The sequence below is a fragment of the Providencia sp. PROV255 genome (assembly GCF_028478065.1).
GTDB lineage: Bacteria > Pseudomonadota > Gammaproteobacteria > Enterobacterales > Enterobacteriaceae > Providencia > Providencia rettgeri.
Window position 1 is genome coordinate 167,431 of the sequence record NZ_JAMPMI010000001.1, and the last position, 14,288, is coordinate 181,718.

The following is a 14,288-nucleotide window of genomic DNA, read 5'->3' on the forward strand; positions in this document are numbered from 1 at the left end:
ATTGAGCCTGGTTGATACACCTCAAAGTCAGTTCCAAAAGCTATTCCACTTCCAACTCTTTGATGCGCAAACTCTCTCCACTCACAACTTTCAGGTTCAGCCCCTGACAGCGTGGACAAACCGATTGGTGGCTGTCTACCTCCACCGTTTCACTGCAATCCCAACACCATGCTTGTGCGGGCGAGTAAATGATGTGGAGCTGGCAGCCTTCTGCAACCGTACCACGGCAAACGACATCAAAGCTGAAGCGAAATGCACTCTCTTCAACACAAGAGAGCGCACCAATTTCAAGCCAAACACCAGTGACTCGGCTAACTGCATTTTTTTTCGCCTGCTGTTCAATAATTTCTATCGTACTTTGGCATAACGAAATCTCATGCATCCTGCCCCCTTAAGTGACGGGTAAACAATGCCCTGCGTTCAGGTGCTTGAGGAATATTTGGGTCACTCACTGGGAGCGATAGCAATATTCGCTGGCAATCATCCACTAGGTGAATACCTTGCTCCGGTGTCATTTTCTTTTCTAATGGCGACATTAATGAGCAAGCAACATATTGAGTTAAACCGTCTAATTCACCCACGGTATACGTCATTTCACCATAGGGAAGAATTAACCCAACCTTGTCACCGACCACGCGGTGAGGCCAATATTGTTCAGGCCCCGGTAGAATAATCGCACTGAGCATCCATGGCGTGATCACCACGCCCACCCATTGCCCGTCAAACAGTGAGAATTCACTGGCATGCACTGGCATCGTTGGATGCAAAAATGACAAATCATGCATTGATTGTTCAGCAACGCGCGTAAATGCGGCCTCCACCAGAGGCCGAGGGTTAGTGTCATAACCTAAGATTTCATCCGGCATGCAAACTCTCTTCTTTTGCTATGATTTCCAAGCCTTCGCTTCGCAAAACCTCAATGACCTTTTGTAAAGCAGGCTCTAAAGCGGCCTGCCCAGTTGCTGTCAAACCAATATGCGGTTCGAGGGATTCAGGCACAACACCCACTAATGTTAGCTTCTGTGGGAATTCATCGGTTAAATGCAAAGCCGATAGCACATCTGATAAACCGAGTTGATGCGGGGAGATTTTACGCGTAAATAACGCAGGAACTTCGTCATCGCGCAAGACTAAAATCGAGCCAGCCTGCTGGCTCGATAACACGACGTCAGCAATAATTAAATGGTCTCTATCCGCCATTGGGCCAATTAGCTCCATTCCTGCCGTTCCGCCATCAAGTACTTCTACGCATTCAGGTAGATGATAGCGCTGTTCTAAAGCCTCAACGATGCGTACCCCAATACCTTCATCGCTGAGCAGTATATTGCCAACACCTAAGACTAAAATACGCATTACAGCACCTTAACCTTAGTGACTTCGCCACCTTCAGGGTCAACAATGTGCACCGCACAAGACATACAAGGGTCAAATGAGTGAATGGTTCGCACCACCTCAAGGGGTTTAGATGGGTCAGCAACGGGAGTTCCTACCAATGCTTGCTCATAAGGGCCCGGCTCATCATTGAAATTACGAGGGCCGGAGTTCCAAGTAGAAGGTACTACCGCTTGGTAATTTTCAATTTTACCGTCTTTGATAACCACCCAGTGGGATAACAAACCTCGAGGTACTTCACCAAAACCAACACCTTTAATAGTGACATTTTCTGGGAAAATTGGTTTTACAAAGGTGGTGTGATCCCCTTTTGCGATGTTGTCCACCAGCGCTTGCCATTGAATTGACAAGGTTTCATTCAATACACAGCAACGAACACTACGTCCGATAATCCGCCCCAATGTTGAATGCAGTTGATCAACACGAATGCTGTTGCCCGTTAGTGTTTGATACAGGTTTACCACATCATTAAAGTGTTTTTCCGTTGGCTCGTGTTTTGCCGCTAGTTTGCACAGTAAGTCTGCTAATGGCCCCACTTCGACGGTTTTATCATAGAAAGTCGGTGCTTTTACCCATGAATATTTACCGTCATCATCCCAACCGGTGTAATCTGGGTTCGTGGTACCTTCCCACGGTGCTTGAGGTTCATTTTCTTTGTACCATGCATGTTTGCTACTTTCTTTGATACCGTTGATCAAATACTCGTCTGTATGGCTAGTAATGGGGCGATAAGTACTAAAATCGCTGTTTTCAAGATAACCGCCCGGTAATAGGAAGCTCCCGTTTTTACCATCCATTGGCATTTCAGGCATGCACATGTAATGTTTCGCGCCTTGACCGACTTCGAGCCATTCAGGGTAGCCCGCGGCAATCACCGCTGCGTCAATCTTATACACTTGCTCAATAAAATCCCCTAAACGGTCAATAAAGGATTTCACATACATCAAACGTTCAAGGTTCAGAACCCCGACACCATCAAGGTTAATAGGGTTTGCCACACCACCAACTGCAAGGTTTTGAATATGCGGTGTTTTCCCGCCTAATAACGCCACAATACGGTTAGCATCTCGCTGACATTCAAGGGCTTGTAAATAGTGGGCCACGGCAATTAAGTTTACCTCAGGCGACAGCTTCATCGCTGGGTGCCCCCAATACCCATTAGCAAAAATACCCAATTGCCCACTGGCAACCAGTTTTTTAATTTTGTCTTGAACTCGTGTGAACTCTTCTGGGCTATTCAGTGGCCACGTCGAAACGCCTCTTAGGATTTCGGCCGCTTTATTGGGGTCTGCATTCAGCGCAGAGGTGATATCCACCCAATCTAACGCAGATAATTGATAGAAATGAACAATATGGTCTTGAATGGTATGCGCGGCTAGAATCATATTACGGATATACTGCGCATTAACAGGGACATCAATATTTAAGGCACTTTCAATGGTGCGTACCGATACAATACCGTGCACTGTAGTACAAACCCCACAGATACGCTGCATAATCATCCAAGCATCACGGGGGTCTTTCCCTTTGACTATCTCTTCCATACCGCGCCACATCGTGCCTGAAGCCCAAGCCTTGGTGACTTTTCCATCTTCAATTTCACAATCAATGCGTAAGTGACCTTCGATACGAGTGACTGGGTCTATTGTTATACGTTGGCTCATGCTTTACCTCGGGCCTCTGAATGGCTCATCGTTGTTTTTTTCAATGCTGGAATAACAGGTAATAAGCGGATCAATAAGATATAAGCGCATACCTCTATTGCCACGAAACCTATTGAAATTAAAAGTTCTTCTGTTGTTGGGAAGTAGTCGTATCCGCCTCCGGGGTTGAATGCAACGAGGGAATAGCTCATCCGCCACATGGCAGCGCCAATCAACATGCTTAAACCGCTTGCATATAACCACCGTGAATCATTTCTTAGTGATGGCATGCGGAAAATAATCAATGGGAAAACCATTAATGCGGTTTCTATCCAGAACATCATGGCGTAGAAATCGGTATTGAAGATATGGTGCAATTTATCTCGATAAATCAGCTCCCCAAAACGACAGACCAAAAACAGTACTAACAGTACCTGCAAGATACGAGTGATACGAACAAACAGTGGTCGTTCATCTGCGCCCTGCCCACGTAATGCGGCTTGGAGTAATGACCCTTCAAAAATGACAATCGAAAAGCCCATAATGAATGCGGTTAGTAATGAGAGTAATGGCAGCATTTCATAACTTTGCCAAATAGGATGAACTTTATACCCTGCCGAAATCATCAATGAACCCATTGATGATTGGTGCATCATCGGCAATAACGCTCCTAGCGCAATAATGAAAAACATCACTTTATTTAAGCGTTTTAACGAAACTTTCCAACCAAAACGTTCACACAGTGCGGGGGCAAATTCCAATGCCATCACACCAATATAAATCGTCATACAAACCGCAGTTTCAAACAGCACCGAATTGGTGTTAAAGAAACCAGGAATGTAAAAGTAAGGCAAGTTCCAGTAGCGACCTACGTCAATGGTGATGGACAACCCACCGAGAGAGTAACCGAACAAACTGGCTAATAGTGCGGGACGCACTAACGGATGATATTCACCGCGGTTAAATACATATACTGCCCAAGCCAGCGCCCAACCACCACAAGCAAAACCGGTTCCAATCAGTAAGTCAAAAGCAATCCAAATTCCCCAAGGATAGCCACCATTTAGGTCAGAAACTGAACCTAGGCCGAAGACTAAACGTTTAACTATCAAGATGACACAAATCAGCACTAAGGGCCCAAATACCATGATTGGCCAACTGACTAAACGCCCGCCTAGCGGCTGTTCTTTATGATGCGTCGTCATTTGAGTCATCTCCTTCGTGTTTGTCATTCTTGGTATTGCGATACACCAAGAAACTCAACCCAGCCAACGCGGCCAATGGCAGTACCATGCCTTTATAAAGCGTGTGCTGCACATACTCAGAACGGGCTCCTGTGGACAACTGTTCTAACTCAGGCAGCCCAAGGTTTTGATAGGGTACACCTGAAAGAACAATAACTTGCGTGCCACCGCCTTCGAGCTCGCCATAAACATGAGCCTCATATTTCGGTACTTTAATGACATTCGGGTCATTGCTATGTAAGGTTTGTCGTGGGTAACCGTACTCATCACCCACTTTGAGTGTTAAGCGTTTTTTGGCTTCCGCGAGCAATTCTTCTCGCGTTCCGAAAATCACCGCGCCCGTTGGACAAACTTCAACACAACCGGGTAAGCCGCCTTTATCTAAACGTTCGACACCTTTTTGGTTACATAACTCGCATTTATGAATTGCGCCAAATTTGTCATCGTAGGCATATTTCGGAATATTAAAAGGACACGCCACCATGCAATAACGGCAGCCGGTACATACGCTGGCATCGTAATGAACAATGCCAGTTTTTGGGTCTTTCTTCAGGGCTTGAACAGGGCAAACCGACACACAGTTAGGGTCAACACAATGCATACATTGTTTTTTAATGTAGGCGTAACCGTCTTTTTCTTGGTCTTTATTAACGCCTGTTCCGCTACTCCAAACCTGAATAATATTGTTGGTATAAGGGGTTAGTTTGTCATTATTTGACCAAGTTTGTTCCCCGACCGGGTTACGTTCCGGATGGTTAATATCTTGGCATTTTGTCACGCATGCCTGACACCCAATACACAGGGTCGAGTCATATAGCATTCCCAAAGAATTGGGAATCGGCGGACGGTTTTCAGGCCCCGCCAAACTGGGTGAACTTCCCGCAAGTAATGCTCCCCCCGCGGAGAGTTTCAGAAAATTTCGTCTATTCACGGTTATTCTCCCCGTGAGTCAGTATCTTGTTGGCGTTTTTGACGGCCTAATTCACGTACCGCCATCACGCTGACGCCAGCCACTAACCCGACAACACCACCGATTAATCCCACAGCAGTAGATGAAATTTGGCCACCTTCACGATTATTGACATCCGGTTTATCCACCCGTGGTGTTGGGTTTTCCACGCTCGCCAACTGATGGATCGCTTTGTGAAAGCCTACATTTTCCTCATTACAGCCATAACAAGGGTGACCAATTGCCACAGGCCAGACACCGCCAACATCACAGAATTGTAATGTGGAACAGTTCCCGTAAGTTTCAGGCCCCTTACAGCCTAAATGGTATAAACACCAACCTTCACGATGACCATCATCACCGAACTCTTTTGCGAAGCGGCCCGCATCAAAATGAGGGCGACGCTCACAGTGTTCATGAATTAAACGACCGTACGCGAACATTGGACGATTTTTACTATCCAATTTTGGTGGGCGATTAAACGTAATTAAGTGCGCGACTGTCGCAAGGAAATTATGTGGATTAGGCGGGCAACCTGGAATATTGATAACTGTTTTATCTTTAATCACTTGGTTTAAACCCACAGCTCCTGTTGGGTTATCGCCTGCTGCAGCAACACCGCCCCACGAAGCGCAAGAACCAATCGCAATCACAGCTGCGGCGTGTTCAGCCACTTCACGAATATGCTCAACAATCGGCTTACCCGCTACCATGCAATAAATACCGTTATCTTTTAGTGGGATAGAACCATCGACAACTAAAACATATTTTCCTTTGTACTTTTCAATTGCGTTATGTTTGTTTTGCTCAACTTGCTCACCAAAGGCAGCAGACAACACCTCGTGGTATTCCAATGAAATGGTATCGAGAATTAAATTTTCTAACGTAGGATGAGTGGAACACAACAAAGATTCTGTACATCCCGTACACTCTTGGGCACCAATCCAAATGACCGGTGGCCGTGCTGGGTCACTAATAGATTCCGCTATTTGGGCTGCAGCCTTCCCGCTTAATCCCATTGTCGCGGCCAGTGCTGTACATAACTTCATAAAATCACGGCGGTTAATGCCATGCGAAGAAATAATAGAGTTATCTCCTATCATTCTTTTTTCCTATTATTATGGGTGGCTTAGAACCTATTCATTAGGCAATTTTTGTTTATTATCTTAAGGTTATAGATACCACAAAGCCCTGTGTACAAATGAGGCACACACCTTTGGCTTGTATTTTTCTATTTAAAAAGTTAACAAAACTAAGTCTAATGAAATAAATTCTTATTTAAGTAACCTGATGCATAAATATAAAATAAGATCCTATTCCTACCGCGTCCAAATCATTTGATCTTCATCAAGAGGCAATAAGAAATTTAAATTTTTTTATATATTTGCTAGAAAAATCGATTCAGTAAACCGTATTGAAAAAAGAAAAGAAATATAAATAAATGGATTTAATTTTCAATAATGCGTTATATATCACATCATTTAAAATATAAAATTCTTTTATTTTCATTGCTATATTGAAATTCATTATTGCAACTTAATTAATTAGGCGGAATATGTGTATTAATAATAAACAATCCATTAATATAAACATGAACATGCTAAATAAGAATCAATATCAAAAAAAACAATATAATCCATTAAATATAATAAACTGCAAAGTTATAAGTGGATATACAATCTTATAAATATAATACTATTCATCAATAATAGATTCATGTTTCAATATTGCAGAAGCGATAGCTACCTGCCCAAGTGATAGCCCCCCATCGCCCATGGGAAATTGTTTTGCATATAACACATCGAACTCAGATAGATTATTCACTAATAGCTCTCGCAATAGTTGGTTATGAATCACACCACCTGACAAAACAATTTGCTTAGTACCATATTGGTTCGCTGATTTCCTTGCAAGCTCGGCAAAACCTTGCGCTAATGCCACATGAAATGCATGCGCCCGTTGTGGTTTAGGCGCACAGTACGTCATCCATTGTTGCCAAAATGTGTGTAAATCCAATTGTTGACCAACTAACGGCATAGTGACCGGATGCGTAGTCACAGGTGACTTCATTGCAATCGCCTCAAGTTGGCAAGCGGCTTCCCCTTCCCAACTGGTTTGCGCCGTACAAATACCTAACGCTGCAGCAACCGCATCAAAAAGCCGCCCAGTGGATGAAGCCATTGGGCTATTAATTCCTTTTTCAATTGCTTTTTGTAAGCCTTGCCAAGGAAATGACATTAAATAAGCGGCACTTTCTTGCTTTTGCCACTGGGGAACAAACTGTAAACAATGAGCAAGGAAATTACGCCATGGCTGGCGAGAAGCTAATTCCCCTCCCGGTAGTGCAACTGGAGGTAACCCCCCTAGATATTGACTGGACTTATAATCCACCAGTAAGCATTCACCTCCCCATAAGCGGTCGTCATCGCCATATCCCAACCCATCGAGAGCTAACCCAATAACTTTATTACTATTTAACGGTAAGCCATGCTCGGCCATTACCGCAGCAATATGCGCATGATGATGCTGCACTTTTAGTAATGGAATTTGTAATTGCTGTGATAACGCCTCCCCATAGCGCGTACTCACATAACTAGGATGCCTATCACTGACTATCGCTGCTGGCGTGAAACGATAAATAGATTCAAATAATGCAATCGCAGACTGATATTGTTCGAAAATATCCATGTCATCAAGATCGCCAAAATGTTGGCTCATTACCGCACTTTTGTCTCGCAATAAACAAAAGGTATTTTTAAGATCCGCCCCTAAGGCCAGTATTGATGGCGAATTTTCAAACCCTTCAGGTAAGTCAACGGCATCAGGAACATAGCCCCGCGCACGGCGGAGCATTTCCGCTTTCCCATCATGATAACGCACCAATGAGTCATCTGCACGTTGGACGATATCGCGATTATGAGTGAGGTAAAAGTCAGCGATATTGGCTAAATCTGCCAGCGCAGCTTGCTCACTCAACACAGGGGGCTTTCCAGATACATTTCCTGACGTCATCACTAATGGGCGATTAACTTGTGCCATTAATAGGTGTTGCAACGGATTAGACGGCAACATGACACCGACTTCCGCTAGGTTTGGCGCAATATATTGGCTTAATACATGATTTTTCCAATTTTTGATCAATACAATCGGGGCTGCTGGGCTTTTTAATAATGCACATAGCCCATCACTAGGCGGCATATTGTGCAACTCTAACCAATTCAGTGATGGGATCATTACCGCCAGTGGCTTAGTTGGGCGGCATTTACGAACGCGCAAAGCCTCTACCGTCTCATCATGACTCGCATCACAAGCAAGGTGAAAGCCCCCGATCCCTTTAATAGCAACAATTTTCCCTGCCAATAGCTGTTGAGCAGCCAAGAGTAATGCGTTCTCTTTATTTGCAATCGTTTTTCCTGATGAGTCGCATAATTTAATTTCAGGGCCACACACCGCGCACGCATTGGGTTGTGCATGAAATCGTCTATCTGCTGGGGATTGATATTCCTCTAAACAATTAGGGCACAAGGGAAAATCAGCCATTGCGGTATTGGGCCTGTCATAAGGCATATGGCGAATTATCGTGAAACGCGGGCCGCAATGCGTGCAATTTATGAATGGGTAATGAAAGCGCCTATTTGATGGAGTGAAAAGCTCTTGTTGGCATGCATCGCAAGTGGCGGCATCAGGGATCACTTGGGTATCCATTTTGCCTTCACCACTACGGCGAATAGTAAATGCGTTGGGTAATTTATCCCATTGAAAAGATTGCGGTTCAATACTTTCTATATGGGCTAACGGTGGGCAGTTTTGGTACAATAACTGGGTAAATTCAGTGATATCCGAATCAATACATAAGCGCACTAGCACCCCTTCGCCATCATTACAGACATCACCTAATAGTTTGCATTGGTGGGCTAATTGCCAAACATAAGGGCGAAACCCGACCCCCTGAACTTTCCCTTTAATGCGTAACTGTATACCACTTTTCACTGAGATATCCTCTTACCACTGTAAGGATATTTTCGCGCTAAAACATAAAAAAAGCTTCACTTGAGATCAAGAAAAGTCGTGGAAGTACAATTGACCGATTCATTTTTCAAAAACCGATTCATTAATTAGCAATACAATAATGATTGCATTAAAAAATAGAGCCTATCATTTATTCATTAAGAATTCTAAACAGTCTTAAATATAAACTTAAAATCCAATTTAACTTGAATGCGTAAACAATATAACTTTCGCTATTAAATAATATTAGAATTATAGCTAATTTGATTAATTATTTTCAGAATTATTCTCTATAAATCAACATAAATAACCTTTCTAAATCATTCACCTAGTCCATAAGAACGATAGTATCCCGTCATACATAAACGTAGACTCATTCACATATTAACAATATAGCAACATCTTGGGATAAATGAATATTATTCATATAAAAAAACTCAATCTATTAATAATATAAAGAGGTGATACTTTGAAATTAAAACAACTTTTCGTTTCTCTTTCTATCGGTGCTGCGCTATTTGGTGCTAGCCATCTAGCTAGTGCAGATGAAATTATTACGCTTGGAACAAAAGGCGGTCCTTCCTTATTAAATGAAAAACGTTTGCCGCAATCTACAGCATTTATCAAGAACGATAAAATATACCTATTTGATGCAGGATACGGAGCAAGTTTGCGATTAGTTCAATCAAAAGCCCCATTAAAAAACCTTGATTCTATCTTTATTACCCACCTTCACAGTGACCATGTTGCCGATTACCCAGCCCTACTGTTAAATGCCTGGAACAGTGGTTTAAACCATAATATCGCTGTTTATGGTCCTGTTGGAACGGAAAGTATGACAAAAGGTGTTTGGGATACATTTAGTCGCGATATTGATTTACGCGTTAAAGATGAAGGTAAACCTGATTTGCGCCAAATGGTTACAGCAAAAGATATTCAAGAAGGGTCTGTACTCAAGAATGATGATGTCGAAATTAGTGCCTTATTTGTTCCACACCCACCTTTTAACTCAGACGAAGCCCTCGCTTATAAAATACAATCTGGCGGAAAAACTATCGTTATTACCGGTGATATGATTGATAATAGCCAACTCATTGAATTTGCTAAAGATGCTGACTATTTAATCAGTGAAGTCGTCTTAGTTTCTGGGGTGGAAAATTTAGCAAATCGTATCGGCAACGGTTCAACGCTGGCAAAAGCGATTATTTCCCACCATACGACCGCAGAAGATGTCGGCAAAATAGCCCAACAAGCCAATGTAAAACACCTTGTACTTACCCACTTAGTTCCTGCAGATGACCCATCCATTACCGACGATGTGTGGATTAATGAAGTGAGAAAACAATACTCAGGTCCAGTAACGGTCAGTAAGGACTTACAACGTTTTGAGGTGAAATAGTTTATTTGAATATATCATCAATAGGATATTGCATGTAATCTCTTAATATCCTATTGATATTAACTTATATACTGAGCCTATTATCCTATAGCTTATTTTTCACTTTTCTCCATAACTCATCCCCCCAAACACCGTAAATGAGTAGTCCTATTTGAATAAATCTTTCACAAGTTTCTCATATGAAACCAAACTCCATCATAACCTCGACACGCCCCACATTTTGAAACGAATATTTTACATACAGCCAACATTTGATTGACTAATAATCATCCATACAATTAATCTGGTTTTAAATAAAAAACAATGTTTCACCTATGAAACAAAATGTTACAGCACATTCAAAAGGAGAAAACCATGAGCTGGGTTGCAGTCTGCGATATCTCACAAGTTCAAGAAGAATTTCCTTTTTCCGCCAAAGTTGATAATGCCGAAATTGGGATCTTCTTAGTTGAAGACCAATATTATGCCTTAGAAGATGTTTGCCCACATGCCTACGCTCTGTTAAGCCAAGGTTTTGTTGAAGATGGCAAAGTGGAATGCCCATTACATGAAGCCGTTTTTGATATTAAAACAGGTAAATGTTTACGCGAACCCGGTGGGCGAGATCTCAAAACCTACCAAACACGCGTTCACGACAACCAAATCGAAATCAGTTTGATTGAGGAGTAGAAATGGAACCCATTCAAAATTTCAACCCGTATTTGCCGGCGAATAACCAAATCATCCCAGCGCGAGAAGGCGGTAAAGGCAGTATTCAGGCACCAGGAAGTGCACCGAATATCGTTTGGCAAACACGTTCACGTCTCCCAGATGAATATGAAAATAAACTTATTTTTGCACTGGAAACGCTATTCGCCGCAGGCACTGAATCACTTGAAGAATTAGTTAGCGCATTAAATCAACAACAATTATATGACCGACAAGGGCACCCTTGGTCTACCAGCAGTTTCCGCGAATTTCTTCTTGTCAATGGTTACTAATACATTGTCATAAAAAGAAAATAAAACAAAAACACTTTTGATAAACGGAAGCAAATGATGACAACGAATACACAACTTCAAAACTATCAAGATTACCTCGATGTCGGATTACGAGGGCAATGGTACCCCGTATTATCCAGTTGGGAAGTGAGCAGCGACCCCATCGGTATTACCCGTTTAGAAGAACAAATTGTCCTTTGGCGTGATGATAAAGGCCAAATTCACGCACTAGAAGACAGATGCCCACACCGCGGAGCCCGTTTATCAATGGGTTGGAACCTAGGTGAACGTATTGCCTGTTGGTACCACGGCGTCGAAGTCGGTGGTGATGGCGTCGTTAAAGATGTTCCAGCGGTCAGTCAATGCCCTCTTGAAGGTCAAAAATGTTTAAAAACCTATCCCGTTCAAGAAATTCATGGCGCTATCTTCCTCTATTTTGCGGTAGTTGACGGTGAAACACCTCCAGCCCTTGAGTTTCCTGAAGAGTTAGCTGATGACGAAAACCATAGCAATTTCCTCTGCACTGCATCGTGGAAATGCAATTACCAATATGCATTAGAAAACGTGATGGACCCAATGCATGGCACCTATCTCCATTCATCATCACACTCAATGGCAGAAGGTGATAAACAATCAGAAATGATCCTAGAAGCAACAAAAAATGGGTTTATTTTCCGTAAAAATGACCAAATTGGTGTCAACTTCGACTGGGTGGAATTTGCGAGTACAGGAGCAAATTGGCTACGTTTATCTATCCCATATCAAAAACGCTTCGGCCCTGGCGGGCACTTTTGGATTATCGGCATGGTCGTACCTGAAGACCGTCACCTCACTCGAGTTTTCTTTTGGCGTATTCGCAAAGTGAAAGACTGGCAACGTGATTTATGGCGCTTTATGTACCGCAACCGCCTAGAAGGGCTACATTGGGATGTCCTAGAACAAGATCGCATTATTTTGGAAAACCTCACACCAAATGCACGGGATAAAGAGTTTCTTTATCAACACGATGTGGGGTTATCTCGCCTACGCCGCATTATGCAACGTGAAGCGAAGAAACAGTTTGACTTAATAAACAATAAGGAAACTGAAAATGCATGATGTCTTGTCAGGAAAACGCATCGTAATCACAGGCGCTGCAAGAGGGCTTGGCTTTAGCTTTGCACAAGCCGCTGCAGAGCAAGGCGCTCAAGTTATCTTGTGTGACATCCTCGAACAGCGATTACAAGAAAGTGTCGAGTCCTTACAACAACAAGGTTTTGAAGCCCAAGGTGTTTCTCTCGACTTAGCGGATCCTGACTCAATCACTCATGCATTCGACAGTATTGGCCAACAAGGTGCAATTGATGGGCTGATTAATAATGCGGCTCTGGCAACAGGAGTGGGTGGAAAACTGCTCGATGAATATGACTTGGCGCTATGGGATAAGGTTATGACCGTCAATGTCAGAGGAACGTGGCTAGTCACCAAAGCTGCTCTTCCTTTTTTAAAGCAGAGCTCCCGCGGGAAAATTATCAATATTGCTTCTGACACCGCACTTTGGGGAGCTCCCAAGCTGATGGCCTATGTCGCCAGTAAAGGGGCTATCATCAGTATGACACGCTCAATGGCACGTGAACTCGGAGTTCACCGTATTTGCGTCAACGCGATTGCTCCGGGACTCACAAAAGTCGAAGCGACCCAATACGTCCCAGCCGAGCGCCACCAGCTATATGAAAATGGCAGAGCATTACAAGGGGAGCAGATGCCCGAAGACGTTACAGGAACCGCTTTGTACTTGCTTTCGCCTATGGCTGATTTTGTTACAGGACAGCTAATCCCAGTTAATGGTGGCTTTATTTTTAACTAATTTCGCCATTTTGTCGGTAAAGAGGTGAGGACCATGAATTCAACATGTAAATATCTGGTACCCGGTTTGGAAAAAGGGCTACAGCTTCTTTTGCTACTTGCAGAACAGCACCGTGAGCTCACATTTGCCGAGATCCTTCGCTTAGTCGATATGCCCAAAGCAACGGCTTACCGTGCGATCCAAACCTTAGTGCACTTGGATTTCCTCGTCCAACACCCGCGTACTGGGGCATTTTCATTAGGCCGCAAAGTACTCAGCCTTGGTCTTGGCTATATTGCATCGCTCGATTTAACCCAGTTAGGCCAGCCCATTATCGAGCAACTCAGAGACCGAAGCCAATGTAACAGCCATTTAGTCATTCGAGATGGCCGAGACATTATTTACATCGCCAGAGTCAGTGGCGCAGAATCAAAAATTAACCATGTTAGCGTAGGCACGCGTTTATTAGCCCATCGAACCTCACTCGGTCGTATGCTACTCAGTGGGTTAACTCGCGCTGAATTCGATGCACTTTACCCAGACGATGAGCTACCCGACAACGCAGGCAGCAAGCAGGAATTTTGGCAAATGATCCAAGCTGACAAACTGCGAGGCTATGTGATTGGTGAATCATTTTATCGTCGAGGAATTTCATCCATTGTTTACCCTGTTTATAACCAAGCGAATGGCGTAGAAGCGGTGATTAGCATCATGGTGCCAATGAATAGCATCCCTGCACAAGAGTGCCGGCGATTACAAAATGAAGTGAGCTATGCAGCCCAAAAACTCACTGAATTTATAGGTGGCATGAGCCAAGCAAAAGCCGTTTAGCGTTAACCGAATATCAT

14 protein-coding genes are annotated in these 14,288 nt (G+C 43.3%); 6 read left to right on the plus strand and 8 right to left on the minus strand.

Translation table 11 applies throughout. The features are described 5' to 3' along the window. Window positions 1-40: 40 nt before the first annotated feature. From hypA to hypF, 8 genes are all read right to left on the minus strand, one after another. Window positions 41-382 (minus strand): hydrogenase maturation nickel metallochaperone HypA, encoded by a 342-nt coding sequence (gene hypA / locus PR725_RS00750; protein ID WP_117162544.1) that lies wholly within the window; start codon window positions 380-382, stop codon window positions 41-43. Beyond that, window positions 375-866 carry a hydrogenase-2 assembly chaperone gene (gene hybE, locus PR725_RS00755; RefSeq protein ID WP_004908451.1) on the minus strand — a complete coding sequence of 164 codons (492 nt, stop codon included), beginning with the start codon at window positions 864-866 and terminating at the stop codon, window positions 375-377. Before hybE ends, hypA begins: the two co-directional genes overlap by 8 nt. Beyond that, window positions 856-1,353: a HyaD/HybD family hydrogenase maturation endopeptidase gene (locus tag PR725_RS00760; RefSeq protein ID WP_004908450.1), complete on the minus strand. Its 498-nt coding sequence runs from the start codon at window positions 1,351-1,353 to the stop codon at window positions 856-858. Before PR725_RS00760 ends, hybE begins: the two co-directional genes overlap by 11 nt. Beyond that, window positions 1,353-3,056: a hydrogenase 2 large subunit gene (gene hybC / locus PR725_RS00765; protein WP_196718183.1), complete on the minus strand. Its 1,704-nt coding sequence runs from the start codon at window positions 3,054-3,056 to the stop codon at window positions 1,353-1,355. The genes PR725_RS00760 and hybC overlap by 1 nt, the downstream gene beginning before the upstream one ends. Then, a complete protein-coding gene (gene hybB / locus PR725_RS00770) occupies window positions 3,053-4,240 on the minus strand; it encodes a Ni/Fe-hydrogenase cytochrome b subunit (RefSeq protein ID WP_109911742.1) in 1,188 nt (395 codons plus the stop codon). The genes hybC and hybB overlap by 4 nt, the downstream gene beginning before the upstream one ends. Further along, window positions 4,224-5,210, minus strand: a complete 987-nt coding sequence (gene hybA / locus PR725_RS00775) for a hydrogenase 2 operon protein HybA (RefSeq protein ID WP_110731714.1) — start codon at window positions 5,208-5,210, stop codon at window positions 4,224-4,226. The genes hybB and hybA overlap by 17 nt, the downstream gene beginning before the upstream one ends. 2 nt (window positions 5,211-5,212) lie before the next feature. After that, window positions 5,213-6,331: a hydrogenase 2 small subunit gene (hybO, locus tag PR725_RS00780; RefSeq protein ID WP_004908437.1), complete on the minus strand. Its 1,119-nt coding sequence runs from the start codon at window positions 6,329-6,331 to the stop codon at window positions 5,213-5,215. Window positions 6,332-6,923: 592 nt separating this feature from the next. Continuing rightward, complete coding sequence (hypF, locus tag PR725_RS00785) at window positions 6,924-9,218, minus strand: carbamoyltransferase HypF (RefSeq protein ID WP_196718184.1); 2,295 nt, start codon at window positions 9,216-9,218, stop codon at window positions 6,924-6,926. A gap of 487 nt (window positions 9,219-9,705) precedes the next feature. On the opposite strand from hypF, the gene PR725_RS00790 reads away from it, so the two are divergent. From PR725_RS00790 to PR725_RS00815, 6 genes are all read left to right on the plus strand, one after another. Beyond that, window positions 9,706-10,635, plus strand: a complete 930-nt coding sequence (locus PR725_RS00790) for an MBL fold metallo-hydrolase (protein WP_272567128.1) — start codon at window positions 9,706-9,708, stop codon at window positions 10,633-10,635. Window positions 10,636-10,989: 354 nt separating this feature from the next. Next, window positions 10,990-11,304: a nitrite reductase small subunit NirD gene (nirD, locus tag PR725_RS00795; RefSeq protein WP_004908430.1), complete on the plus strand. Its 315-nt coding sequence runs from the start codon at window positions 10,990-10,992 to the stop codon at window positions 11,302-11,304. Between the two features lie 2 nt (window positions 11,305-11,306). Then, window positions 11,307-11,615: a recombinase-like helix-turn-helix domain-containing protein gene (locus tag PR725_RS00800; protein ID WP_004908428.1), complete on the plus strand. Its 309-nt coding sequence runs from the start codon at window positions 11,307-11,309 to the stop codon at window positions 11,613-11,615. 57 nt (window positions 11,616-11,672) lie between these two features. Continuing rightward, complete coding sequence (locus PR725_RS00805) at window positions 11,673-12,713, plus strand: aromatic ring-hydroxylating oxygenase subunit alpha (protein WP_272567236.1); 1,041 nt, start codon at window positions 11,673-11,675, stop codon at window positions 12,711-12,713. Beyond that, the gene (locus PR725_RS00810; protein WP_117162546.1) at window positions 12,706-13,461 is read left to right on the plus strand and encodes an SDR family oxidoreductase; all 756 of its coding nucleotides are present in this window, start codon (window positions 12,706-12,708) and stop codon (window positions 13,459-13,461) included. The genes PR725_RS00805 and PR725_RS00810 overlap by 8 nt, the downstream gene beginning before the upstream one ends. Before the next feature lie 33 nt (window positions 13,462-13,494). Next, on the plus strand, window positions 13,495-14,271 hold the full coding sequence (locus PR725_RS00815; protein WP_004908423.1) for an IclR family transcriptional regulator: 777 nt from the start codon (window positions 13,495-13,497) through the stop codon (window positions 14,269-14,271). Window positions 14,272-14,288: the final 17 nt, after the last annotated feature.